This window comes from Leuconostoc sp. DB-1 (assembly GCF_013414845.1).
GTDB classification, from domain to species: domain Bacteria; phylum Bacillota; class Bacilli; order Lactobacillales; family Lactobacillaceae; genus Leuconostoc; species Leuconostoc mesenteroides.
In genome coordinates this window covers 1,493,281-1,519,112 of sequence record NZ_JABFNJ010000001.1, presented here as the reverse complement: position 1 = coordinate 1,519,112, position 25,832 = coordinate 1,493,281, and the positions used below count along the sequence as shown (strand labels likewise).

General features: G+C 38.4%; 26 protein-coding genes. 22 read left to right on the top strand and 4 right to left on the bottom strand.

The window, feature by feature from the left end; genetic code table 11:
- The first annotated feature begins 29 nt into the window (after nucleotides 1-29).
- A complete protein-coding gene (gene metE / locus HFP47_RS07470) occupies nucleotides 30-2,330 on the top strand; it encodes a 5-methyltetrahydropteroyltriglutamate--homocysteine S-methyltransferase (RefSeq protein ID WP_105296244.1) in 2,301 nt (766 codons plus the stop codon).
- Between the two features lie 34 nt (nucleotides 2,331-2,364).
- On the opposite strand, the gene HFP47_RS07465 is transcribed toward metE, so the two are convergent.
- Complete coding sequence (locus HFP47_RS07465) at nucleotides 2,365-3,360, bottom strand: AI-2E family transporter (protein WP_061515081.1); 996 nt, start codon at nucleotides 3,358-3,360, stop codon at nucleotides 2,365-2,367.
- A gap of 431 nt (nucleotides 3,361-3,791) precedes the next feature.
- On the opposite strand from HFP47_RS07465, the gene HFP47_RS07460 reads away from it, so the two are divergent.
- The 3 genes from HFP47_RS07460 (at nucleotide 3,792) to HFP47_RS07450 (ending at nucleotide 7,154) form a co-directional block, all read left to right on the top strand.
- Nucleotides 3,792-4,922 (top strand): PTS transporter subunit IIC, encoded by a 1,131-nt coding sequence (locus HFP47_RS07460; RefSeq protein WP_011680387.1) that lies wholly within the window; start codon nucleotides 3,792-3,794, stop codon nucleotides 4,920-4,922.
- Between the two features lie 129 nt (nucleotides 4,923-5,051).
- Entirely contained in the window at nucleotides 5,052-6,896 is a 1,845-nt protein-coding gene (locus HFP47_RS07455) for an APC family permease (protein ID WP_048592411.1), read from the top strand.
- Between the two features lie 69 nt (nucleotides 6,897-6,965).
- Nucleotides 6,966-7,154, top strand: a complete 189-nt coding sequence (locus tag HFP47_RS07450; protein ID WP_048592410.1) for a hypothetical protein — start codon at nucleotides 6,966-6,968, stop codon at nucleotides 7,152-7,154.
- A 42-nt stretch (nucleotides 7,155-7,196) separates the two neighbouring features.
- Here HFP47_RS07450 and HFP47_RS07445 read toward each other — a convergent pair whose 3' ends face one another.
- On the bottom strand, nucleotides 7,197-7,928 hold the full coding sequence (locus HFP47_RS07445; protein ID WP_050884427.1) for a type 1 glutamine amidotransferase: 732 nt from the start codon (nucleotides 7,926-7,928) through the stop codon (nucleotides 7,197-7,199).
- Complete coding sequence (locus HFP47_RS07440) at nucleotides 7,928-9,286, bottom strand: Mur ligase family protein (protein ID WP_002815811.1); 1,359 nt, start codon at nucleotides 9,284-9,286, stop codon at nucleotides 7,928-7,930. Before HFP47_RS07440 ends, HFP47_RS07445 begins: the two co-directional genes overlap by 1 nt.
- Before the next feature lie 247 nt (nucleotides 9,287-9,533).
- Here HFP47_RS07440 and HFP47_RS07435 point away from each other — a divergent pair, with 247 nt between their 5' ends.
- The 17 genes from HFP47_RS07435 (at nucleotide 9,534) to HFP47_RS07360 (ending at nucleotide 24,480) form a co-directional block, all read left to right on the top strand.
- Complete coding sequence (locus tag HFP47_RS07435; RefSeq protein WP_042252310.1) at nucleotides 9,534-10,151, top strand: non-canonical purine NTP pyrophosphatase; 618 nt, start codon at nucleotides 9,534-9,536, stop codon at nucleotides 10,149-10,151.
- Between the two features lie 106 nt (nucleotides 10,152-10,257).
- Nucleotides 10,258-10,758 carry a hypothetical protein gene (locus HFP47_RS10965; protein WP_373562329.1) on the top strand — a complete coding sequence of 167 codons (501 nt, stop codon included), beginning with the start codon at nucleotides 10,258-10,260 and terminating at the stop codon, nucleotides 10,756-10,758.
- Nucleotides 10,755-11,168 carry a C40 family peptidase gene (locus HFP47_RS10960; protein ID WP_373562328.1) on the top strand — a complete coding sequence of 138 codons (414 nt, stop codon included), beginning with the start codon at nucleotides 10,755-10,757 and terminating at the stop codon, nucleotides 11,166-11,168. The genes HFP47_RS10965 and HFP47_RS10960 overlap by 4 nt, the downstream gene beginning before the upstream one ends.
- 224 nt (nucleotides 11,169-11,392) lie before the next feature.
- Entirely contained in the window at nucleotides 11,393-11,995 is a 603-nt protein-coding gene (locus HFP47_RS07425) for a thymidine kinase (protein ID WP_025268476.1), read from the top strand.
- Nucleotides 11,996-12,084: 89 nt separating this feature from the next.
- Nucleotides 12,085-13,155, top strand: a complete 1,071-nt coding sequence (prfA, locus tag HFP47_RS07420) for a peptide chain release factor 1 (protein WP_042252304.1) — start codon at nucleotides 12,085-12,087, stop codon at nucleotides 13,153-13,155.
- On the top strand, nucleotides 13,152-14,144 hold the full coding sequence (prmC, locus tag HFP47_RS07415; RefSeq protein ID WP_179876286.1) for a peptide chain release factor N(5)-glutamine methyltransferase: 993 nt from the start codon (nucleotides 13,152-13,154) through the stop codon (nucleotides 14,142-14,144). Before prfA ends, prmC begins: the two co-directional genes overlap by 4 nt.
- Nucleotides 14,141-15,154, top strand: coding sequence for an L-threonylcarbamoyladenylate synthase (locus HFP47_RS07410; protein WP_011680379.1), 1,014 nt, complete (start codon nucleotides 14,141-14,143; stop codon nucleotides 15,152-15,154). The genes prmC and HFP47_RS07410 overlap by 4 nt, the downstream gene beginning before the upstream one ends.
- A gap of 149 nt (nucleotides 15,155-15,303) precedes the next feature.
- Nucleotides 15,304-16,794 (top strand): carboxypeptidase M32, encoded by a 1,491-nt coding sequence (locus HFP47_RS07405; protein ID WP_060461512.1) that lies wholly within the window; start codon nucleotides 15,304-15,306, stop codon nucleotides 16,792-16,794.
- A gap of 259 nt (nucleotides 16,795-17,053) precedes the next feature.
- Nucleotides 17,054-17,323 (top strand): phosphocarrier protein HPr, encoded by a 270-nt coding sequence (locus tag HFP47_RS07400; protein ID WP_002815800.1) that lies wholly within the window; start codon nucleotides 17,054-17,056, stop codon nucleotides 17,321-17,323.
- A 1-nt stretch (nucleotide 17,324) separates the two neighbouring features.
- Nucleotides 17,325-19,040: a phosphoenolpyruvate--protein phosphotransferase gene (gene ptsP / locus HFP47_RS07395; protein WP_011680377.1), complete on the top strand. Its 1,716-nt coding sequence runs from the start codon at nucleotides 17,325-17,327 to the stop codon at nucleotides 19,038-19,040.
- Nucleotides 19,041-19,155: 115 nt separating this feature from the next.
- Nucleotides 19,156-19,866, top strand: coding sequence for a tRNA (adenosine(37)-N6)-threonylcarbamoyltransferase complex dimerization subunit type 1 TsaB (tsaB, locus tag HFP47_RS07390; RefSeq protein ID WP_011680376.1), 711 nt, complete (start codon nucleotides 19,156-19,158; stop codon nucleotides 19,864-19,866).
- Nucleotides 19,850-20,407, top strand: a complete 558-nt coding sequence (rimI, locus tag HFP47_RS07385) for a ribosomal protein S18-alanine N-acetyltransferase (RefSeq protein ID WP_014325103.1) — start codon at nucleotides 19,850-19,852, stop codon at nucleotides 20,405-20,407. Before tsaB ends, rimI (HFP47_RS07385) begins: the two co-directional genes overlap by 17 nt.
- Nucleotides 20,385-20,795, top strand: coding sequence for a ribosomal protein S18-alanine N-acetyltransferase (rimI, locus tag HFP47_RS07380; protein ID WP_011680374.1), 411 nt, complete (start codon nucleotides 20,385-20,387; stop codon nucleotides 20,793-20,795). The genes rimI (HFP47_RS07385) and rimI (HFP47_RS07380) overlap by 23 nt, the downstream gene beginning before the upstream one ends.
- Nucleotides 20,788-21,798, top strand: coding sequence for a tRNA (adenosine(37)-N6)-threonylcarbamoyltransferase complex transferase subunit TsaD (tsaD, locus tag HFP47_RS07375; protein WP_179876285.1), 1,011 nt, complete (start codon nucleotides 20,788-20,790; stop codon nucleotides 21,796-21,798). Before rimI (HFP47_RS07380) ends, tsaD begins: the two co-directional genes overlap by 8 nt.
- A 102-nt stretch (nucleotides 21,799-21,900) precedes the next feature.
- Nucleotides 21,901-22,551 carry a redox-sensing transcriptional repressor Rex gene (locus HFP47_RS07370; RefSeq protein WP_011680372.1) on the top strand — a complete coding sequence of 217 codons (651 nt, stop codon included), beginning with the start codon at nucleotides 21,901-21,903 and terminating at the stop codon, nucleotides 22,549-22,551.
- A 6-nt stretch (nucleotides 22,552-22,557) separates the two neighbouring features.
- Nucleotides 22,558-23,595, top strand: a complete 1,038-nt coding sequence (locus HFP47_RS07365) for a peptidoglycan bridge formation glycyltransferase FemA/FemB family protein (protein WP_025268470.1) — start codon at nucleotides 22,558-22,560, stop codon at nucleotides 23,593-23,595.
- A gap of 66 nt (nucleotides 23,596-23,661) precedes the next feature.
- The gene (locus HFP47_RS07360) at nucleotides 23,662-24,480 is read left to right on the top strand and encodes an HAD-IIB family hydrolase (RefSeq protein ID WP_025268469.1); all 819 of its coding nucleotides are present in this window, start codon (nucleotides 23,662-23,664) and stop codon (nucleotides 24,478-24,480) included.
- A 9-nt stretch (nucleotides 24,481-24,489) separates the two neighbouring features.
- On the opposite strand, the gene HFP47_RS07355 is transcribed toward HFP47_RS07360, so the two are convergent.
- On the bottom strand, nucleotides 24,490-24,972 hold the full coding sequence (locus HFP47_RS07355) for an aromatic acid exporter family protein (RefSeq protein WP_011680369.1): 483 nt from the start codon (nucleotides 24,970-24,972) through the stop codon (nucleotides 24,490-24,492).
- Between the two features lie 92 nt (nucleotides 24,973-25,064).
- On the opposite strand from HFP47_RS07355, the gene HFP47_RS07350 reads away from it, so the two are divergent.
- Nucleotides 25,065-25,808, top strand: a complete 744-nt coding sequence (locus HFP47_RS07350) for a nitroreductase family protein (protein WP_014325098.1) — start codon at nucleotides 25,065-25,067, stop codon at nucleotides 25,806-25,808.
- The last annotated feature ends 24 nt before the right edge of the window (nucleotides 25,809-25,832 follow it).

The window sequence follows — 25,832 nt, the reverse complement described above, 5'->3', positions numbered from 1 at the left end:
ACCAGCTTATTTAAAACGAGGAGAAAAACATGACAAATACAGTAAAATCATCAAACTTAGGTTATCCACGACTAGGCGAACACCGTGAGTGGAAAAAACTACTTGAATCTTATTGGCAAGGTAAAATAGATGAAGCGCAGTTTAATGAAACTGCTAAGAAACTACGTTTAATTAATTTAAAAAAACAAATTGAATTTGGTTTGGATATTGTTCCTGTCGCGGACAATTCAAACTACGACCATGTATTAGATACGATAGCTGCTTTTAACTTAATTCCCACTCGGTTTGGTAGTTATGATCGTCCCTTAACGTTAGATGAATATTTTGCAGTGGCTCGTGGGAACAAAGACAACGTGGCTGCAGATATGACAAAGTGGTTTAATATCAATTATCACTACACGGTTCCTGAATTTGATAATACAACCCCACGTTTGTTAGAAAATCGCTGGCTAAAGTATTGGCAGGAAGCTAAAGATGAATTAGATATCAATGGTAAGCCTGTCATTGTTGGTCCTGTGACATTGATTAAGCTTGGTAAGTTGAGAGGCGAATATGTATCTGCTTCATCTGATATTAATCAATTATTAGAACAAATTTTACCACTCTATGGACAAGTATTTAAGGAACTACAAGCAGCTGGTGTGACATGGGTCCAACTAGACGAACCCACGCTAGTCAAAGTAGCGGATGAAGCTGACGTGGAGCCATATCGCCGTGCTACTGAGTATTTGAATGAGGTGGCACCGCAATTAAACATTGAATTGCAAACGTATTTTGATTCAATTGATCCTTATCAGGCAGTCACTAAATTACCCGTACAAGCAATCGGATTAGATTTCGTTCATGGTCACGGTGAAAATTTCGATAATATTCGCAAGTTTGGATTTCCAGAAGACAAAATATTGGCAGCAGGAATAATTGATGGGCACAACGTTTGGACGGCTAATCTGCAAGAAAAAGCTAATTTTGCTGAAGAACTACGTACGCTAGCACCAAAACTATGGTTACAGCCTTCCAATACGTTGCTTCATGTACCCATTACTAAAAAGTATGAAACTAAGGCAAGTCCTGAACTGTTTGGTGGGTTAGCATTTGCTGACGAGAAAGTGCAAGAGTTAGTTGCTTTAACTAAAAAGTTGAATGGCGATGACGTGACGGCAATATTTGAACAGAATGCCGCTGCTCTGGAGGCATTGAATAGTTCACAAGCTCGGAATAACAAAGTAGTGCAAGAAGCCATACAACATTTATCACAAGAACGGTTCGAGCGCGATTCAAAGTATGCAGAACGTTCTAAGAAGCAACAAGTTAGTTTGCACCTGCCATTGTTGCCAACAACTACAATTGGATCATTCCCGCAATCAGCCGATGTACGAGCTAAGCGTGCAGCCTGGCGTAAGGGTGAACTGTCTGATGAACAATACAATGATTTCATTGAATCAGAAACCAAGCGTTGGATACAGCTACAAGAAGATATTGATCTAGATGTTCTAGTCCATGGCGAATTTGAGCGTACTGATATGGTGGAATACTTTGGACAAAAATTAGCTGGTTTCTTTGCCACACAAAATGGTTGGGTTCAATCTTATGGCTCACGTGGTGTTCGCCCACCAGTTATTTTTGGAGATGTTGATTATGTTGAGCCCATTACTGTGAAGGAGTCAGCTTTTGCACAAGCACAAACTAATAAACCCGTGAAGGGTATGTTAACTGCGCCATTAACAATCATTAATTGGTCATTTGTGCGTGATGATATCCCACGGGCTACAGTTCAGAATCAGATTGCCTTATCTTTGCGTCAAGAAGTTATTAATTTGGAAAAGGCTGGTATTAAGATTATTCAAGTAGATGAACCAGCTTTGCGTGAAGGGCTACCATTGAAACAACGTAATTGGCAAGATTATTTGGACGAAGCAATTTATTCATTTAAAATCACCACAACCGGTGTGCGTGATGAGACGCAGATTCACACACACATGTGCTATTCAGATTTTGAGGATATTATCAGCACTATTTCTGGATTAGACGCTGATGTGATTTCCATTGAAACTTCGCGTTCACATGGTGAAATTATTTCAGCTTTTGAAGATGCACATTATGATAAGCAAATTGGGTTAGGTGTTTATGACATTCATTCACCTCGTATTCCTTCAGTTGCAGAAATTGCGGACAATATCCGCCGTGGCTTGAAAGTTATTGATCATAATCAGTTCTGGGTCAATCCAGATTGCGGTTTGAAAACACGTAATGAAAAGCAAACCCTTGAAGCATTGCAAAATCTGGAAGATGCGCGTAACCTAGTCTTTTCTGAGATATCTAGTAATGAGTAGAATAAAAAAGATGAACCGCAAGGTTCATCTTTTTTTAATGATTGAATTTTTGTATTTGGAAAAAATCAAGTAAGAAAGTCAAAATGGGCAATCCAATAATTAGCCCCCAGACACCAAAAAAATGTTCCATGATAATTAAGTTTAATAAGATAATTAAAATTGGCATGTGTGTTTTCTGAGACATTAGGTGAGGATGTAGGAAGTAAGACTCGAACAGATGTATTAAAGCAACAGCAACTACAATGATGATCACGGTATCCCAATCACCAATAATAAAAGCAGTGATAGTCAAAGGTACCAATGAAATAACGACCCCAAATACAGGAATCAATCCCAACACGAAAATTAAAATAGTAAATCCTAATAAATAGGGGAAATGCAATGACAATAGCACTAAGAACATCAGTGCTGTATTGATGGTACAAATGATGAGTTGGATCTCAAACAATTTACCTAAAATAATAATAAAACGGTGGACGATAATATAAAACTCACCAAAAAATTTTTTGAATGGACTATGTAAAAAATTCATGCTCCATAAACGTAATTTTGGATAAGTCATACTAAATATAAAACTAAATAGTAAAGCTAACACTAATTGATAAATCACGTGTCCAATATGATTTAATTGTGATAAACTCTCAGAAATTAAATCTTTACTATTAAACATAGAAGTATATTGATTAACGTTTTTGTATACATCTTGCAACAGTGCATTGTCTTGCCAATTCCAATTCATGGCCAAAGTAATCATACTCTTGATTTGCTCAATTAGCGTAGCAGCACCGTGTTGGATGGCTAATGACACGACACTGATAAAAATAATGTAAACTAACGCAATTGATACAGCCCGAGATATTTTCAAAAAATGAGCTAATGGCTTAGCAACACTCATAGCTAGGTAAGAAAATATAATTGTTAATAACAGTAAAGACATAAACTGTTTTAAAGCAAAAATCAGAAGAATGATCGCTAACAAAACACCATAACGATAAGGTATTCTTTTCTGAATAGTTTCTAGTAGATTCATGTAACTTCCCCCTAAGTAATTGTATTACCTATTATATCTAAAATTAGAGGAAATGGTTTACGTTTATAAAAATAAAACATTTTCTATAAATGTGTTTTAAATTAATTTAATTAGACTATTGACATTTTACATTTGTCATGTCATAATAATTTTATTAACTAAAAGGAAAAAACTCTTATGAAAAATTTAAGTTCAACTAACTTCACACAAGTCATTAAGATCAACGTCGTCATTATTATTTGACTTCGAGGTTGGTCTACTTTTTGATGCCAGCCTTGAAGAAAGGCTGGCGTGGAGTTGTTGAATTTTTTCGACATACTTTAGGAAGCGCTAGTTTATCTAGCGCTTCCTTTTTTCTTATAGTTTTACCATAATTGTACAAATAATTATGGGGAGAGCAATTATTGTTGATAATACAGGAGGATAAGACCATGGATGCACCATTGTCTACAACACCGGCCAAAGAAGAGGCCAAAACAGTAAGTGATATGAAAGAACAACCACGTAAAGTAAGTGAAGTTGTCTTTGATGTTTCACAAGGAATTTCAAACGCTATTTTAGCTGTCCTTGGTATGGGACTCTTAATGGCATCAATAGGAAATATCTTTCATTACACACCGCTAATCCAGGCTGGGTTGATGGGCCAAAAAATGTTGGCACCAGCTCTAGGCGTCGGTATTGCTATGATGATGCGTGCAAATATCCTGACAACAGGTGCTGCATTAATCGCTGCAACAGTTGGATCAAACGCTGTTTACTTTACATCAGCTGTTTCACCAGCAACACATACTGCTACTGGCTGGGTTGCTGATCAAGCTGCAGGTTCCCTAGTGATGACATCTGGTCAACCAGTTTCCGCTGTTCTTGCAGCGCTATTGGCCGTACTTGTTGGTAACTGGTTAACAGGTAAAACACCATTAGATATGATGTTAGTACCATTGGGTGCCGTATTAGCGGGAACTTTCTTTGGCTTAGCAACAGCGTCTGTCACGACACCATTCTTAAACTGGGTATCTGAAGAATTAGCTTCGACGATGAAGATTAATCCATTCTTAGGGGCATTCGTGGTTGCTGTTGTGTGGTTCCTATTCTTGATGACACCGGCTTCATCAGCCGCCTTGGCCATTGCGGTTATGTTAGATCCCTTATCAGGTGGTGCCGCATTAGTTGGTACAACGGCAGGATTTGTAATGTACACAGCAATGGGTTGGAAGCAAAACGATTTGGGTGCTAACCTGGCGCAAATCATCGTTACGCCCAAAGTGCAATTCCCTAATCTATTAAAAAGTCCCTTATTGTTATTTGGACCAGCATTAATTGCAGGTGTCTCAGCCATATTTGCCGTTGGAATCTTCAACTTCAAGGTCCCTTATGCAATCGCTGGGTTGGGCTTGAATGGTTTCATCGCCCCAATTGCTTTGGCAACATCAGATCCACGTGGTTTTGTCCTAATGATCGTCTTCGGAGCTGTTGTACCAACTGTTGCAGGACTAGTATTCTACTATGTCTTGAAAAAGCTTGGTAAAACCAAGAAGAACGATTTGCATCTTGATGTGGTATAAATATAACTAAAGTTTAGAAACAGACAATCAATGCAAATGTCATCGAGTCGTCACATAGACGGCTTTTTTTACTACACAAAATAGCGTAGAATATGTTGAGTAATAAATAATTGTATTGAGAGAAATGATATGTTTGAAAATATTAAGCGAACATTGATTGGGAAACCGTTGAAGACACTTGATGAGGGTGGTCAATCATTATCTAAAACCAAAGCACTGGCACTTTTATCATCTGACGCTTTGTCATCAGTAGCCTATGGTACTGAGTCAATTACAACTGCTTTATTGGCTGCCGGTGCAGTGGCATTATGGTTACAAATTCCAATTGCATTGCTTGTTTTAGTATTATTAGCTGCTATTGTCATGAGTTATCGGCAGATTATCCATGCTTATCCGTCAGGTGGTGGCGCTTATGCAGTAGCCAGTGAGAATTGGGGCGCAAAAGCGGGGTTAATTGCTGGTGGCTCATTGCTTGTTGATTATATGTTGACTGTTGCTGTTTCCGCCTCAGCTGCTGCCGATGCGATCACAGCCGCTTTTCCGGCTACGCTACCTTTTACGGTGCCATTGTCAATTATTATTGTTTTATTGCTAACTGGTATGAATTTACGTGGGTTACGTGAAAGCGCTAATTTTTTGATGGTACCGGTTTATTTCTTCATTGTAGTGATGGTAAGTATGATTGCTTGGGGTGTGTTCCAGGCGTTGACTGGGCAATTGCCATATCATGCAGCCGCAAAAATTGGCACAAGTTTTAGTGGTTTATCGTTGGTTTTGTTCATGCGTGCATTTTCAAGCGGATCATCATCTTTGACAGGTGTTGAGGCAATTTCTAACGCTGTACCTAATTTTAAGAAACCAAAAGAAAAGCATGCGGCCGCAACATTAGCAACAATGGCTGTTATTTTGGCGACTTTCTTTGGTGGTATCACATTTTTGAGTTACTGGTTAGGTATTACGCCAAATAGTAAGTCGACCGTATTATCACAGATTGCTGCGATAACATTTGGTGGTTATCACGTTGGTTTTTATATTGTACAATTTGCAACAGCAATGATTTTAGCTGTTGCTGCCAACACCGGCTTTTCTGCCTTTCCAATGCTTGCATTAAATTTAGCTCGTGATAAATATCTCCCACATCTTTATATGGATAGGGGTGATCGATTGGGATATTCTAATGGTATTCTATCGTTGGCCTTTGGTGCAATTGTGCTTATCATGATTTTTCATGGGTCAACAGATGCTTTGATTCCACTATATGCTGTTGGTGTCTTCGTACCGTTTACATTATCGCAATCTGGTATGATTATTCACTGGTGGCGTAGTAAACCACAAAATTGGGTGGTTAAGGCGATTATCAATTTTATTGGTGCCTTTATTTCTGCCGTTTTAGTTATCACCCTTTTTGCAACGAGAATTGAACATGTTTGGCCATACCTTTTCATTATGCCAATGATTTTGTTTATGTTCTTGAAAATTAAACATCATTATATGAGTATTGGTAAACAATTACGTTTACAATATCTTAAAAATGATAATGCTGAGCGTCACCATTACGACGGCGCAACAGTTATTGTTTTAGTTTCAAATATTACGAAGGTAACTATGGAGGCCGTTGATTACGCGCAATCTATTGGTGATTACGTAGTGGCTATGCATGTTAGTTTTGATGTTAACCCCAAAAAAGAGTTGAAAACATCAACCCAATTTAAATTAGATTTTCCTGATGTGCGTTATGTTGATATCCATTCTTCTTATCGCTCGATTGTTAAGCCCTCTTTGAGCTTTGTGGATGCTGTAGTTAAACAAGCAAAAAAGCGCAATCATTCAGTAACAGTATTAATTCCACAATTTGTACCAAAACAACCATGGCAAAATATTTTGCATAACCAAAATTCACTTCGTTTACGCGCTGCTTTCGCTGCTCGTGAGGATATTTCGGTATCAACGTATTATTACCATTTATCAGAATAAACTAATGCAGCCTAGTGGCTGTGTACATATAGCAATTTGAAAGGAAAAATGCAGGTTGTATGGTAATCTGTGTTAGTTATAATAATGTCACAAGACACAAAATTAATTCTATTTTTTATTTGGGTAGTCATTGCCATGTTGATTTCAACAGTAGGTCTGGTCATGATTATGCGTTGGTACCATAGAGAAGTTACTAAGGTTAAGAAGCAACAAGCCGAAGAACATCAGAAACTAAATAATCAGGACAAAAATATTTAAAAAGCAACAACTGTTCGGACAGCTGTTGCTTTTTTATGGTTATTAAAATGTCTCTGTTTCAATCACATTTAACTTTGCTTGCCAATCAATAGTCGGATACTTTTTATTTAAGACTGTTGTTAAGACACGCTTAGCTAAATTACCGTTGCGTGTGAAAATCGGTCCATGGAAATATGAGCCGTAGACGTTGCGGTAAATAACACCTTCGGTGTTATCCATACCATTATTACCATTACCGGAAACAACAGTACCTAATGAACGTTCGCTTTCACCTAGGAAAGTACGTCCTTGGTGATTCTCAAATCCATGGTAGGTTTCACCAGTTTCGTTGTTTTTGATCACAATATTACCGGTTAATCGCTCGTCTTTTAGCGTTGTCAATTTTTCATCATGCATATTGGTGGTGTAGTGATCCATTACACCGATACCATCGACTTTTGTTCCATCAGCCATGAGCATATATTTACCTAACAATTGAAAACCACCACAGACGGCTAACAATGCACCATCATTTTCAATATAATCTTGGATTGGTTGCGCTTTAGATTTCAGATCATGGGCGACAATAGTCTCTTCATAATCTTGTCCTCCACCAAATAAGACAAAATCATATGCGGTAGCATTAAATTCATCCCCAAGAGATACCAAATGGTAATCAACGGCAACACCAATTTGCTTAGCATAATAGGTTAAGGCGATTATGTTGCCATAATCACCATAGGTGTTCATTAGGTTGCCATATAAATGAGCCACAGAAATATCATAATCAGCCACTAGAAACCTCCTTTGATGTAGCCCTTAGCGCTTAATTGTTCGCGCAATTGCAGCATTGCCGTATAAGTAGCAGCAATATAAACTTTTTTAGTTGGCAGTGACTTGATAGCCGTCACGACTTCTGAGAGATCTTCATAAACGGCTTGGTCTGTAAAACCAGCCATCTTTAAACGCACGCGTAAATCTTTATAACGTTCGCCACCAGTGGCTACGGCTTGTATTTTTGTATCATGTAATTTCTCAAATTCAGCATCCCAAATCCAACTAGTATCAATGCCATCTGCGTAATTTGCATTTAACAGCGCCAAAAGAGAGAATTCATCTTTTTCGGTGAGCATCATGTCGATTACTGAATTAGTACCGACGGGGTTCTTAATCAAAACGATGATCACATCTTTACCGTCAACATCAATGGCTTCTTGACGCCCAAAAATTTGAGCATTTGATTCAAATGCCTTTTTGATTTGTTCAGGAGTCACACCAAATTCTCGTCCGACTGAGAAAGCTGCTAGGGCGTTGTAGATATTATATAAGCCACCAATTTCAATGCGCAATGGTGTGTTGTCAATGCTAAAAGTTGAGTATCGTGGTGTTAAATGATCCACACCAGTGATGCGATAATTTAACTTGGGGCGCGAAAACTTGTCTGTTGTACTAAAATATTTTCCCAAATTAGCATAAGTAATAAAATCATAGTGGAGTACAGAATTATCGGTTGGTGACAAAATACCATCAGTGTTAATTGGTGCAACATCAGGATTATAATCTGCTGGCACAACGTGATCAAAACCAAAATAACGACGCGTGTTGGTGAAATTACCGCGAGTAAATATAGGTGAATCGCCATTGGCTAGGACAAGCGCTTCAGGTGCATTCTTAATTCCAGTAACAATTTTTTCGTAAGTTGTGTAAATTTCACCATAGCGATCCATCTGATCACGGAAAATATTGGTTAGTACAAACATTTTTGGTTGGATTGCTGCCGTGATTTTTTCAACATTGGCTTCATCAACTTCGAGTACGGCTAGTGGCTTTTTACCGTTAGGTGATTTTTTTACTTTGGTTGTCACTAAAGTTCCGGTAATACCTTGAATCATGTTTGACCCAGAAGGGTTGGTGATGACTTGATAGCCACCAGCTTGTAAGACACGAGTAATCAAGGCGGTCGTGAGTGTTTTTCCGTTGGTTCCAGTGACAATGATCAAATCAAAATCTTGTTGAATTGTTTTTAAAATGTCAGGATCAATCGAAACAGCTAGTTTACCGGGTAAACTGGTTCCACCACGATGTAAAATATTTCGTAAAAACCAGTACGAAGTTTTTGCTGTGACGCGTGCAATTGAACTTTTAACTGTCATAATATCCCCACTTTCATGATTCTAATTTTACCATGAACAAGTGCGCGGTGGGGAATTTCATACAATGTTTGCATAGATACTTGTAAAGTTTAATTTTGAAGGATGTTTTACAGTAGGGTACCAGCCTAACTAAAACGTTCTTCCCTAGTCATGGTAAAATGAAAACGAGATAACAGACGGAAAATCAGCCATAATCTGCTGACTACAATAATATAGTAGCGTGGATTTATTTTGGAAAGGTGTCATAATGAAAAAAATAGTAATCGCATCTAACAATTCAGCTAAAACACGGGAGATTCAACAAGTATTTGCTGAGTTTGGCGTCCAAGTGATCAATTATCGCTCGATAATGAGTGAAAAAACTTTTCCAGAAGAAACTACTGATGATCAATATGAAAATGCTTTAGCTAAGGCACGTTTTATTAAGCAATTTTTGCCAAAAGAATGGATTTTAGCTGATGATACAGGTGCGTATTTTGCTGCTTACCCAGCCAGATTTGGATTAACTATTGCTCGCGAATTTAAAAGTTTGGGACTTAAATCTATCCAGGAAGAAGATGAATATTTATTAGGGTTGTATGCATCAGAGATGGATCGAAGTGCTTATTTAGAGGCTTTATTTGTCTTATTAACACCGGATGATCAAGTGAAGCGCGCAATCGGACGAGGCGGAACTAAGTTAGCTTTGGCAGAACGAGGTCAGTTTTCGGTAGGATTTGATACCTTGTTTGAAGCTGAAAATGGTCAGACTTTTGCGGAAATGCCAATCGACGTTCGCGTATCTTATTCACATCGTGGGCGTGCTGCAAAAAAGTTATTGGCACAATTAAAACCTAGTGAATTGTCAAGTTTGGTTCATAAGTAATCAGTAACTTTCTAGGATTCAAAAATTATTTAATCTTATTATAAGATCCGTTTGTTAAACTGAAGGCGAAGTTTAAGCTGCTTATTTATGAAGGAAACTAAGATAAATGAAATCAAGAAAGAAAGTATCAAGATCAAAATCAAAAAAGCATGCACGGCGTAAGCATTGGTGGACTGTTGCAGTACCTATTGTCATTATTAGTTTAGCCGGAACGTATGCGATCAGAACAAACGTTATCAACCTACCGGATAATATAAAAGCATTACCACAAAAAGTGTTGAAAGCAACGCCATTGAAGAGCACATCACAAAAATTCACAACAATTAGTGGTGAAAAAGTTACTTTAAAGACGACTACCTTAGGGAAAACATTTTTGATTTCAGATACAACTAAAAAGAAGTTGACTGGACTACAAACCATCGGTAAAAAAGAATACCACTTTTCACCTCAAACTGGTGAAATGGTGTATGGTTTGAAAAAAATTGATGGCTATTATTATTATTTTGATAAAAATGGCGTGAATAATTCTGTCACAGCATACAAAAAATTGCCGCGTCTGTTAAAAGTGACAATGAAACCATTGAAAAAGTTATTTCAGGTGGTATGACTTTAGTTGGCAAAAGCCCCTATTCTTATGGTGGCGGTCGTACTGATAGTTCTGTAGCTAAAAACGAATTTGATTGTTCTTCCTTCATTGCTTGGTTTTATCGAAAGGCTGGTTTGCCGTTAGTTGTGCAATCAGCAGCGTCAACAACTTTATTAGCACAAACTGGTACAGAAGTTGAATGGTCTAATATGCAGCGTGGTGATGTGCTGGTGACGCCAAATACCTATACTGAAGACCGTCTCCATGCTGCAATTTACCTTGGTAATGGTTTTATTCTGCATGATTCATCGCCCACTAATGGTGTAGCCATTAGCCGTTTAAATGAGTTGGTCAATTATAAAACGTCTAAAACACTGACATGGGCCGATTTGTTGAAGCCAGGGACGGTTCGTCGTGAAACAAGCGAATGATTTTTATCAATAGTAGATTTGTCTGCTCAAGTCACATAATCGTGGCTTTTTTGTTGTCGTAAATATTGCTATAATATTATTAGTATTGTCTACATTTTCGTTTAGACAAATTTAGACAAATAATGTTGATTATAAATATTATCATTTTTATGATATACACGGACTTTTTTAAGTTAATCAAAAGGAGAATCGTGTTTTCGATTGCTCGTAAGCACAGTAAAAATATGGCACAATTATTCTTTGAATATGGCGCAATGAGTTCCGGAAAGTCTATTGAAATTCTTAAGGTTGCGCATAATTATGAATCACAAGGGCGCAAGGTGTTGCTGATGACACCAATTATGGATACAAGAGCTGGTGTCGGCGTCGTTGCTAGTCGCATCGGTCTTTCTAGAGAGGCTGTGGCAGTCCAACCAGAAGATGATCTATACCATTTGATCAAGGGCATGAAAGATGATCATTTAGCAGTAGTTTTGATTGATGAAGCACAGTTTCTCGCTGCTAAACAAGTTGATCAGCTAGCTTATGTGGTTGACCACTTGAACATTCCGGTAATGACTTTCGGGTTGAAGCAAGATGCCTTCAATCATTTATTCGAAGGATCAAAACGTTTAATAGAGCTGGCTGACAAGTTAGAGGAAATGAAAACCATTTGCTCATTTTGCGGTAAAAAAGCGACAACGCAATTGCGTATTGTTGATGGGAAGCCACAACGGGAAGGTGCGCAAGTTTTTATTGGCGGGGATGAAGCCTATATTCCTACATGTCGTCATCATTGGTTTAAGCCTGATTTAGATAAAATAACTGAGATGTTTCCGGTTAAATAATTCAATTCATCAAAAGACCTTTGGTCTTGTACATAAGAAACAAGATGTTTTGGGCTGAATACCACTAAAAACAATTATTGGAGAGTAAAATGGATCCTATATTTCAATCACTACAAACCGTTATAGATCACTATGATGAGCTCAATGAACAACTGGCTGATCCGGAAGTCATGAATAATGGTCAACATTACATGAAGCTTTCAAAGGAAGCGGGCGAAATACGTCAAACTGTTGAAGTTTACACACGCTATAAACAAGTTATTCAAGATATTCAGGATGCAGAGGAACTGCTGGGCGATGCTGAAATGGCGCCTTTGGCTAAGGAAGACCTTAGTGCCTTAAAACCTGAAAAAGAACAACTGGAAGAACAGTTAAAAATATTGATGCTACCTAAGGATCCAAATGATGATAAAAACATTATTATGGAAATACGTGGGGCAGCTGGTGGAGATGAGTCATCACTGTTTGCTGCGGACTTGTTGGATATGTATCGACGTTATGCTGAACGTCAAAATTGGTCAATGAGCATTATTGATGAAAGCACTACCGAGGTGGGGGGCTACAAAGAAGTAGCTGTCATGATTACTGGGGGCAATGTTTATTCTAAACTCAAATTCGAGTCTGGTGCCCATCGTGTGCAACGCGTTCCGGCTACCGAAACGCAAGGGCGTGTCCATACATCAACAGCTACAGTGGGTGTCATGCCAGAGTTTGAAGAAATTGATTTTGAACTAAATGAATCAGATTTGGAAGAGGAATTTTTCCGTTCAGGTGGTGCTGGCGGACAAAACGTCAATAAGGTGTCAACAGCGGTTCGTTTAATTCACAAGCCAACTGGTATTATGGTTAAGATGCAAGAAGAGCGAACGCAAATTAAAAACCGTGATAAAGCACGTAAGCTGTTAGCCAGTCGTGTTTATGATTTTTATGCACAACAAAATGAATCTGAATATGCAGCACAGCGGAAATCAGCGGTTGGAACTGGTGATCGTTCGGAACGAATCAGAACCTACAACTATCCGCAAAATCGTGTAACAGATCACCGTATTGGTCTAACACTTAATAAGTTGGATCGTATTATGAACGGTGAACTTGGCGAAGTTATTGATGCATTGGTTATTGCTGATCAAACAGCAAAGTTGGCGGAACTAAACAAATGACTGGGAAACATTTTGAAACGCCAGATCAGTTTAAAAAATCCAAATCAGATCCAAAAGTACTTTCGAGCAAATTAAATACACCAAAATGGTTTGAATGGGACGACATCAAAAAGCCAGTTAATCCAGCCACAGTGAAAATTTCATTGCTTGAGGCTAAAAAATGGGCCATCTCAGAGCTAACCAGTGTTGGTATGCCAGCAGACGATGCTAAGGATAATATTGATTTTCTTCTCAGTGGGGCACTGAATGTTAATTATGGTATGCTGCGAGCAAATATGTCACGACAAATGCCGGCAGCTTTAGCCGCACTTTGGCCTAGTTGGGTATCAGAATTAGTTAAAAATAAGCCGCCACAATATATTTTAGGTCATGCACCATTTTATGGACGTGAATTTATGGTAGATGAACGTGTGTTGATTCCACGGCCAGAAACCGAGCAACTGGTTGAATGGATTTTGAAAGATGCTGGTAATACTAAACATCCGGTTTCTGTGTTAGATATTGGTACTGGTAGTGGGGCTATTATCGAAACATTAATGCTTGAGAACGACCGAGTAAAAGGGTTTGCGGCAGATATTTCTCAAGATGCTTTGACGGTAGCTGAGATGAATGCGCAACGTTTTAATTTATCACATCTACATTTCGTTGAAAGCGATGTTTTTAGCGCATTAAGCGGATTGAAATTTGATCTTATTGTTAGTAATCCACCATATATTTCTAATAGTGATGAGAATGAGATGGATGGCAGTGTGTTAACATTCGAACCGCATACAGCCTTATTTGCTGAAAACGATGGGTTAGCAATTTACAAAAAAATTGCGCGTGGATTAGATGCACATTTAACTGAACATGGCCGTGCGTATTTTGAAATTGGTTATAAGCAAGGAAAGGCAGTACAGCAATTATTACAAGCGGCATTGCCTAAAGCTAAGATAACTTTGCGACAAGATTTTTCAGGTCTTGATCGCATGATTCGAGTAGAAAAATGAAAACAAAAATTTTTGAAACCACAAAAAATGATATTGAAGAAGCTAGCCGACTTATCCAAAACGGCGAAGTAGTTGCTTTTCCAACAGAAACAGTTTACGGACTGGGAGCCGATGCAACGAATGAATCAGCAATTAAAAAGGTATTTGTCGCTAAGGGACGACCTGCTGATAATCCTTTGATTATGACCGTAGCAGACGCTGCACAATTGGATGAATTTGTAACTATTTCTGACCAAGCTAGGGGATTGATGGACCATTTTTGGCCGGGTTCGTTAACTATTATCCTACCTATCAAACCAGGAAAGGTGTCCATGTTGGTGACCGGTGGATTACAGACGGTTGCTTTTCGCTTACCTGCTAACGACGCGGCACGTACGTTAATTCGTGCTGCTGGTGTACCAATTGTGGGACCGAGTGCAAATACATCAGGAAAGCCATCCCCAACAACAGCACAGCATGTGTGGCATGATATGCAAAATAAAATTGCCGGAATTGTTGATGATGGACCAACACAAGTAGGTGTTGAGTCAACGGTTGTCGATATGTCAATATCGACACCGATTATTTTACGACCAGGCGCAGTGACCCAACCACAACTTGAAGAAGTCTTACAAATGAAGGTCATTGATGCAACTAGTACAGAATCTGTTGCGAGTAATGTAACACCTAAGGCACCGGGCATGAAATATCGCCACTATGCCCCAGACAAAAATGTCGTAATGTTTGACGGATTAGATGCCTTAGAATTAAAGCAAGTACTTGCACCAAATGATGTTGTAATGGCCAAAGATGATATGATTGAAAAAATGGCATTAACGAATCATCAGGCGTGGTCATTAGGAAATACCTTAGAAACGGCTACTGAACAGTTATTTGCTGGGTTACGTTTTTACGATGATGATAGTCAGATAACCACGATTTACGTTCAAAAGATGCCACCGATTGGTATTGGTAAAGCCTTTAATAATCGTTTAGGTAAAGCAGCGGGAAATCAGGAATTTCAAAACTAAAAATAAAAGGAACTAAATCTGCTAATAGGTCTAGTTTCTTTTTATTTTTAATTAAGACAGTTTTCTAAATAATGATCAATGATGACACATTTCTTCAAATGAAATGATAAAATGATTATTAACTAAAAATATTCTAATAGGAGCTATGTATGACGACACAACATGATTTATTTGATTCAGTTAAAGAGCAGACTATTTTGACACAAATAGCTGCACTTTCAGGTTGGGATGCTTTGACGGGGATGCCAAAGGATGCGGGACATTTTCGTGCAGAGATGGACGCATATTTAGCTGAAAAGTTATTTCAAGTTTCAACTGGAAGTGCTCGAAAAAAGATATTAGAAGATTTGGAAGCTGACGATTCATCATTAGATAGTCTAGGTCATCTTGTGCTTCAAAAGGCACGTAAAGATTTTGATATGACAGGGAATATTCCTGAACAAGATTTTATTGCTTTTCAGAAAACACTTTCGGAAGCACAAGATTTTTGGGCAAGAGCGCGTGAGGCTAATGATTATAAAGTTTATCAGCCATATTTGGAACGAATTATTAGCTATTTGAAGCAATTCATTCCGCTATGGCAAAAAAATGAAAAAACACCATACGATGTTTTATTAAATCAATATGAACCAGGATTAACTGTCGAAAAATTGGATGCAGTATTCGACCAAGTTAAGAATGGTATCACAACATTGCGTCACAAATTGTCAGCCAATGATTCGATACCTAACGATGAATTTTTAAGTCGTAAGGTCACTAAGGTACAACAAAGTAAGTATGCTATGGCGGCTGCACAAAGATTGGGTTACAACCTAAATAAGGGCCGGCTGGACGATACTATCCATCCATTTATGGAAGCTCTGAATCGTGATGATGCTCGTATCACCACACGCTGGGACGAAAATAATTTTCAAATGGCAGTTCTAGGCATTCTCCACGAGGCAGGCCATGGACTCTTTGAACAAAATGTTGATTCTAAGTATGACGATGTACGTTCAGTTTTGCCAATCAGCATGAGTATTCATGAATCACAATCGTTGTTTAATGAAGTTATGGTTGGAAGATCAAAAGAATTTTGGGCAGTTGAATATCCAAAGTTACAAGCAATTGTGGCACCAACATTTGATGATATTAATTTTGATCAATTTTATCAAGCGTGGTTAAAAACTGAAGCCACACTGATTCGTACTGAAGCGGACCCGCTAACCTATCCACTGCACATCATTATTCGTTATGAAATTGAAAAAGCAATTTTTAACGATAACGTTGATATAAGTGATTTGCCAGCACTCTGGAATAAGAAATATAAAGAATATCTTGGTTTAGAAGTGCCAGATGATTTGACTGGTATTTTACAGGACATTCACTGGGCGGGCGGATCATTTGGGTACTTTCCAAGTTATGCACTCGGTCATTTATATGCAGCTCAATTTAGAGCAACCATGACAAAGACGTTAGATTTTAAAGCTATCTTTGAATCGGGAGATTATTCACCAATTTTTGAATGGCGTAAGGAGCATGTTTGGCAATATGGTGGAGCTGTAGACCCTAATAAAGTATTGGAAGATGCTACGGGAGAACCTCTAAATCCACAGTACTGGCTAGACTTTGTTAATGGCCTGTATGAAAATTTTAAGTGAGAAAAAAGCGTTGAACTGATGATGTTTAACGCTTTTTTATTGTGGATATAAGTTGTTTCAAGTATGAACAATCTATTTTTCAGAAAAGAGGACGCAAAATCAATGTAAACGTTTTCATTGAAAAAGCCGGTAAATAGGCATTTCTAGCTTTAGTGCTTGATATAACAATGATTTGTGCAATATTCTACTTGATATTTTGTAAGCGCTTTGATAAACTATATTCAGAAGCTGATTAACAGCACAAAGGAGAATTTTAAACATGGCACAATCAAAAGACTTTCATATCATCGCAGAAACAGGTATTCACGCACGTCCAGCAACTTTGTTAGTACAAGCAGCTTCAAAGTTTGCTTCAGATGTTACTTTGTCATATCAAGGTAAGGATGTTAACTTGAAGTCAATCATGGGTGTAATGTCATTGGGTGTTGGTCAAGGAGCCGATGTTACTATTAAGACTGAGGGTGCTGATGAAGAAGCAGCAATGACAACAATTGCTGAAGCAATGGCTACAGAAGGACTAGCAGAATAAAATGACGAAAAACTTCAAAGGAATCGCGGCAAGTAACGGCGTAGCAATTGCTAAAGCCTACTTGTTAGTTGATCCAGATTTGTCTTTTGAGAAGACAACAGTAACAAATGTGGCGGCTGAACAAGCACGTGTCGACGATGCTTTGAAGGCTTCTAGTGATGATGTTAAATTGATAAAGGCAAAGGCAACCGAAAGTTTAGGTGCTGCAGAGGCTGAAGTATTCGAAGCACACCTAATGGTTTTGGCTGATCCAGAAATGTCTGGTGCAATTAAACAAAAAATAGAAGATGACAAAGTTAACGCTGAACAAGCTGTCAAAGAAGTCACAGATATGTACATCAGTATGTTTGATGCGATGACGGATAATGAATATATGCAAGAACGTGCAGCAGATATTCGCGACGTAACGAAGCGCATTTTGTCACATTTATTGAACATTTCTTTGCCTAATCCAGCACTAATTGATGAAGAAGTAGTTCTTGTATCAAAGGATTTAACTCCTTCCGATACAGCGCAACTAGATCGTCAGTTCGTAAAAGGTATTCTAACTGACCTTGGTGGTCGAACAGCTCACGCATCAATTATGGCACGTACGTTGGAAATTCCAGCGGTGGTTGGTTCTGAAAAAGCAACAGTTGAGGTTTCTAGTGGTGATTTGGTCATTGTTGATGGCTTGACAGGTGATGTAATTGTTAATCCTGATGCCGATACACTTGCTACTTATCAAAAAAAGGCAGCCGATTATTTCGCACAACGTGCGGAATGGGCTAAGTTAAAAGATGAGAAATCAGTGTCTGCTGATGGTAAAGAATTTATCGTTGGTGCTAACATTGGCGCACCAAAAGATATGCAAGCTGTTTTAGACAATGGTTCTGAAGGCGTTGGTTTGTATCGAACAGAATTCTTGTATATGGAATCTGATCATTTACCAACCGAAGATGAACAGTTTGAGGCTTACAAATCTGTTGTCGAACAAATGGGTGACAAGCCCGTTACAGTTCGTACGATGGACATTGGTGGCGACAAGCATCTTGATTATTGGAAATTACCTGAAGAAGAGAATCCGTTCTTAGGTTATCGTGCCATTCGTATTTCATTGGATCAGACTGATATTTTTCGCACGCAATTACGTGCATTGATACGGGCATCTGCGTTTGGCAACTTATGGATTATGTTCCCAATGATTGCAACATTAAGCGAATTCCGTGCTGCTAAAAAAATTTACCTTGAAGAACGTGAAAAGCTTGAAAAAGCGGGTGTGGCTACGGGTGAAGTTAAGTTGGGCATTATGATAGAAATTCCAGCTGCAGCAATTTTAGCCGATAAATTTGCCAAAGAAGTTGATTTCTTCTCCATTGGTACGAATGATTTGATTGCCTATACAATGGCTGCGGATCGTGGAAATGATCGTGTGGCGTATTTGTATCAACCATATAATCCGTCTATCTTACGATTAATTAATACTGTGATTTCAGCTGCACACAAAGAAGGCAAGTTTGTCGCAATGTGTGGTGAGATGGCTGGTGATCCTGTGGCAGTACCACTATTAGTGGGTATGGGATTAGATGAGTTTTCAATGAGTGCACCATCTGTTTTGCAAACTCGTTCCTTGATGAAAAAGCTCAATACAGCTGACATGAAAGTGTTGGCTGAAAAAGCATTGGACGTTGAAACGAATGACGAAGTGATTGAGTTAGTTAAGGAAGCAACAAAGTAATATTTAGAAAAAGCGCCATTGGCGTTTTTTTTTGTGCTCTATAACGGTTTTTATGATTACTAATAAATATAACAATTCTCATTCAAGTTTTATTATTTGTGATAAAATTAAACTTATGAAGATTTTAGCATTTGATACAAGTAACCAACCACTAACAGTGAGTTTGGCAGAACATAATAGCGTAAAAAACGTTTTCACTACCAATGTAGCACGTAACCATTCCATTCAGTTGCTACCAGCCATTCGAGATATTGTGGCTGCTGAAAATTGGACACTACAAGATATTGATCGTGTTGTTGTGGCTCAAGGGCCAGGATCGTTTACGGGATTAAGAATTGGTGTCACAGTGGCAAAAGTTTTAGCCGATACCTTGGGTGCTGAATTATGTGGTGTATCTAGCTTAGCAATTTTAGCGGAACAAGTTAAAGCTGACGGGCTAGTGGTACCATTATTTAACGCCCGCAATAGAAACGTTTTTGCTGGTGTATATCAAAATGGTGTGAGTATATTTACTGAATCTCATCAGCCAATTACAAATTTATTTGCTTTTTTGGAAGCAAAGGACGAACCAATTACTTTTCTGGGTGACACCTCAGAATTTAGCGATGAAATGCAAACGCTTTTTGGTGAGCGCGCAAAAATTTTGTCACCAGAAGAGAGTTTACCGGATGGGGTGGGTATTGTAACACTTGGATTGCAAGAAACACCTACAGAGAATATTCAGGATTTTAATCCAAATTATCTACGCAAAACGCAAGCAGAGCTGAACTGGATTGCTGCTCATCCTGGTGAGGATAAACCAGAAAACTATGTTTTTGAAATTTAGAAAATCAAAGCATTTATTAAATAGTTTGCCAAAATATACCGAAAAAGTCGTTGATGTCCAAGGGACAACATTTTTATTAAGGCGAGCTACGATGTCAGACATCGATATGCTAATAAAAATTGAAGAAGCAGTTTATAATGGTTCAGCACCATGGCTTTTACGTGATTTTGTGAGTGAACTGTCACGTCCGCATGTCCGACTGTATTTAGTCATTGAACGGCGTGGTCAAATTGTTGGTTTTGCTGGTGCTGCTTTGCGCACTGACATTCATGACATGCATATTACTAATATAGCTGTCCTACCGGTGTGGCAAAATAGCGGCTTGGGCACGATACTCATGCAAGAGTTAAAATTGTTTACCAAAAAAACAGGTGTGTCATCAATGACTCTGGAGGCCAGAGTGTCCAACCTGGGCGCACTGGCATTGTACGAACGACTGGGCTATAAGCAAACAGGTATTAAGAAAGGATATTACCTCGATAATCGCGAAGATGCGGTATCGATGGCATTACACTTTGATGATTCGACGAGCAACAACTGAAGATATTGACTTGATATGGCATATAGCCGATGCTGCTTTTGGATCATCCCCTTGGCCCAAAAGCGTTTTTGAACATGATTTAGCTAGTCCCAGGACAGCTTATTTTATCGGGGATGGTGGCTTTGTTGGTGTCACAACAATACTTGATGAAGCTGAAATTGTTAGTGTTGCAGTACATCCTGATTATCAAAAACAAGGTGTGGCACAGAACATTTTTAAACATATTTTTAATATGAAGCAAGTTACTCGATTTTTGCTTGAAGTATCTGCACAAAATGGTGGCGCCCAAGCATTATATAGAAAGCTGGGATTTACAGAGTATTATCGTCGTGAAAAATATTATAGAAATGGTGATGATGCAATTATGATGGAGAAAAAAATTGACTAAAATAATTTCCTTTGAATCAAGTGCGGATGAAACAAGTGTCGCCATTGTTGAAGACGGTCACATTGTGCTAAGCAACAGTGTGGCTACCCAAATTAATTCACATCAACGCTTTGGTGGTATTGTTCCTGAAGTGGCCAGTAGACATCATATTGAATGGATTACTCGGGTACTAAATGATGCTTTAAACACGGCTCATGTAGAACTCAAAGCGCTTGATGCGGTTGCTGTGACATATGGGCCGGGACTAGTCGGCTCTTTATTAGTTGGTTTAATGGGGGCGAAAACATTTGCTCTGGCGCATGGTTTGCCAGTTATTCCAGTTAATCACTTAGCAGGTCATATTGCGGCGGCAAATTTTAACAAGCCAATTAAATATCCAGCGATGGCATTAATGGTTTCTGGTGGACATACTGAACTTGTATTGATGCGTGAAGAAAACCAATTTGAAGTCATTGGCGAAACACGTGATGATGCAGCTGGAGAAAGCTTTGATAAAGTTGGGCGGCTATTAAATTTGCCGTATCCTGCTGGGAAGACAATTGATGAGATGGCTCATAGAGGCCAACCAACCATTAAATTTCCAACTGCCATGGCACATGAAGATAACTATGATTTTAGTTTTTCTGGTTTGAAGAGTGCGGTAATTAATTATGTACATCACGCCAATCAAAAAGAGGAAACAATCAATCAGAATGATTTGGCGACTAGCTTTCAAAATGCTGTTGTTGATGCATTAATTGGTCGGACAAAACGAGCATTAGAAAATTTTCCTGTTAAAAGTTTTGTATTAGCTGGTGGTGTCGCCGCAAATTCTCAATTACGTGAAGAATTGACTATGCTATTAAACGATTTTCCAAAGACAGAATTTATCCCTGTTCCGATGCAGTATACAGGGGATAATGCAGCAATGATTGGTGCTGCGGGTTATTGGAATTACAAGAAAAATATTTTTGCTGATTTAGATTTAAACACGGATCCGGGATTGGATTTTGAATTGTTATAATCCTGACATCATTGTGAAAACATCACTATCTTTTGGTAAAACCTTTTATATATGGTATACTAGTTATGCAAAAGTTCACAAGTTTAATTAATGGAGATAATTATGACTCAACAACCTAAAATACCGCGTGCAACTGCTAAGCGGCTACCTATATATTTTCGTTATCTAACATTCTTACATGATGCTGGCAAGGAACGGATTTCTTCCTCAGAGTTGAGTGAAGCTATTAAGTTCGATGCGGCAACAATTCGTCGAGATTTTTCATATTTTGGTGCGCTAGGTAAGCGTGGCTACGGTTATGATGTCAAAGCGCTTTTAGATTTCTTCGCTAATGTATTGGACCAAGACAGCTTAATTAATGTGGCTTTAATCGGTGCTGGTAATCTTGGACAAGCTTTATTAAACTTTAATTTCCATCAATCATCAAATATGCGTATTGCAGCAGCATTTGATGCAGACGAAAAGCGTACAGGCACAATTTTGTCAGGTGTACCAATTTATTCAATGGAAGAGTTACAAGAGCAAATAACAGCACAACGTATCAATATTGCCATTCTAACGGTTCCACAAGGTGTTGCACAAGAAATTACCAACCAGTTAGTCGAAACGGGTGTCAAAGGTATTTTGAACTTTACACCAGTACGTGTGACTGTTCCAACTGGTGTTCGTGTGCAAAACGTTGACTTAACAAATGAATTACAGACGTTAGTTTATTTCATCGAAAACTACGGCTCAATTACGACAGGACTATAATTTCACATGACTATTTTAAATTTAGATGATTCCAAAAAAGTAACTGATTATCAGCAATTCGTTCGTGAAAATCCCCGTGGACAAGTAACACAAGATCCATTGTGGGGAGAGTTGAAATCTAACTGGGGACACATTTATGTTTACCACGAAACTGACGGAAAAATTGATGCCGCTATGTCTATTTTAACCGTCGAAGCAGTACCAGGAAAACTATTAGCTTATGTTGGCCGAGGGCCAGTAGCTGATGTTGAGGACATTGACTTGATTAAGTCAATGATTAATGAAGCATTGACAGCTTTGCCAGATAATGTATTTTTGGTACGTATGGATCCTGAGGTGTCATATTCTGATGCATTAAATCAAAAGTATCTTGATGCTGGATTTAAAACAAGAAATAAACAAGTTAAGCATATGCATGGGAACATTCAACCACGTAAGAATGTTGTTTTGTACTATGATGGTCGCGGTGAAGGGGCTAAGCCCATTACAAATGAAGATGAGTTAATGCTTCATTTTAAGCCGAAAGTCAGAAATGATATTCGTCGTGCTTTTCGTGACGGGGTTACTGTTACAAGTGGTGATAGTGAAGAAGACATTCGCGCATTGTTTGATACATATGTGTCGATGGCGAAGAGCCATGGCATTACCCATCGACCAATTGACTATTTCTTACGAATGCAAAAATTATGGGCTGGTACGGGATTATTCCGTGTTTATCTAGCGCATTATGAAGATCAAGTTATTGCCAGTGGCCTTGGATTCTCTTATGGCGATGAGATTTGGTACATGTACGCTGGTTCATACCGTGAATTTGGAAAGCATAATGCGCCTGCTGCTATCCAATACGAAATGCTCAAATGGGGACTTGAATTAGGCAAAGTTGAGTACGATTTTGGTGGCATTGGTGAATTTGATAATTCAGATGGATTATACAAATTTAAGCATGAATTTGCTTACCATGATCCCCATGCTGAGTACATTGGTGAACTAGATTGGGTAATTGATGAATCTGGTTATCAAGAATATCTTAAACAATTTGAATGAAATTAGCGCTTAACGGCGCTTTTTTGGTACAATTGAAAGATAGTATTTACGAGTAGGAGACAAGTAATGTCAATTAAATTAATTGCGTCGGACATGGATGGCACGTTTTTAACGGCAAATGATGAATATAGTCAAGCTAGATTTGAACGCGTTTTATCAGTTATGGAGACACGCGATATGCGTTTTGTTGCGGCTTCAGGGCGTCAAGTTAAAAATCTACAACAATTGTTTGCCCCAACAATTAATAATGGCTTTGAAATGGATTTTGTTGGTTCCAATGGTGCAGTTGTATCAACATTTGAACAACAATTGTATTCAGTACATTTGTCAGCTAATCAATTAGAAAAGGTCATTGACTGGAATGCTAAAAATCCGGAGTCAGCGGAAAACATTATTATCATGACAGGTGATAAAGGAACATATGTGTCTAACCATGCGACAGGTCAAGTCGCGGAAATGGTTTTTCAATTTTATCCCAACGTCAAGCAAGTTGAAAAATTAATGCAAGTTGATGATCACATTTTGGGTATTACTTTTGTGTGGCCAAATAATGAAGTGCATCAACATGTGTCTGCGCTGAGAAATATTTTTGGCAACGAATTGCATGCAACTGGGTCAGGATTTGGCTCTGTTGATGTTTTAGGAAAAGGTGTGGATAAGGCAGCCGGACTACAAGTTTTGCAAGATTACTACAATGTTTTAGATAGTGAAGTAATGGTGTTTGGCGATAATGGCAATGATTTAGAGATGCTGACTAAATACGAAAATGGGTTCGTGATGCCTAATGCGGAGCCGTTTATGCAACAAAGAGTAACTAAAAAAGCCGTCGATGTGAACACAAACGATGGCGTTTTGAAGACAATTGAGCAATATTTAGGTATTTAAAAAAGCGGCTCACGTCGCTTTTTTTGGTGACCAGAATCGGTTAATCGCGATTGCTATGACCACGCCGATGAAAGTATCAATGATACGATCAATGACATAAACTATGGTTGCACCAGCTGGAATGTTTAATGAAATCATTAATAAGGCAGCCATGGCCCCAATAACACCACTATTGTAGTTGAAGCCATCTAATAAAACAATTACAACAATAACAAGTAGAGGTAAAAGAATCATGGAAACCCAGGCAGCTTGATGTGTTTGTTGGTGAACAATGAAATAAAATAGCGCAAAAGCACCACCGACTGTGTTAGAAATCAACCGCACTTTGGCAAAGTTGAGCGTTTTATCCCAACTTTCCCGCAGTGCAAAAACTGCCGCTAAACACGCAACAAAAGGCGGACGATTAAAAAAATAAAATGACGTGATGATTAGCATAACGGCTAGAGCAGTCTTTAATGTACGTAATCCTAATCGAAACTTCCCGAATTGCATAAATTTCTCCAATTAATATTTTATTATTTTATCATAATTTTATGGTACTATCTAGTTATGAATATTATTTGGTTTCATGAAAGGATTTTACTATGTCTAACCCAACCTTAGATGTGCTTAATCAACATATGTCCATACGTTCCTTTACAGATGAAATGGTCTCTGATCAACAGGTTTCAGAAATTATTCGTGCGGCAACTGCTGGGCCTAATATGAATAATTACCAACCAGTAACTTTTATAGAAATTACATCACAAGATATAAAAGCTGATATTACCACTAAGGTAGGCATGAAATATATTGAAACTGCGGCAAGATACTTTGTTGTAACAGTTGACTACAATAAAGATTTAATAGGCTTAAACAATGAGCAGCGCCGCCAGGCAGAAGAGAACATACAGAGCTATGCATTACTTGAAGGTGGTATTGTGAGTGCCGGCATTGCTCTTGGACGGGCTCAAGTCGCTGCTGAATCGCTGGGATTAGGTAGTGTGACCATGGCTGGTGCATTAGGGGCCTTTGAAATTTACGAAGAGCATCTCAACTTGCCACGCTATGTGAAAGCAGTGATGGGCTTTTCAATTGGTCATCCGGCGGATAATCCTGGTATTAAGCCAAAACTTGGTGAAAGCGGATTTTTGATGAAAGATCGCTATAATCAAGTACAGCTAGAAGAGGCAGTTTCCGCGTATAATAAAGTGATGGTTGAATATTATGCGAATCGAGGTATTGAACGTTCTTGGACAGAAAACAATGCCCGAATGTTAACTCGTGAACGAAAAACAACACCATTATTGACGCAGTATGCTAAAGATAAAGGATTTAACCTAAAATAAAATTTTTTTGAATAAAAATGAAAG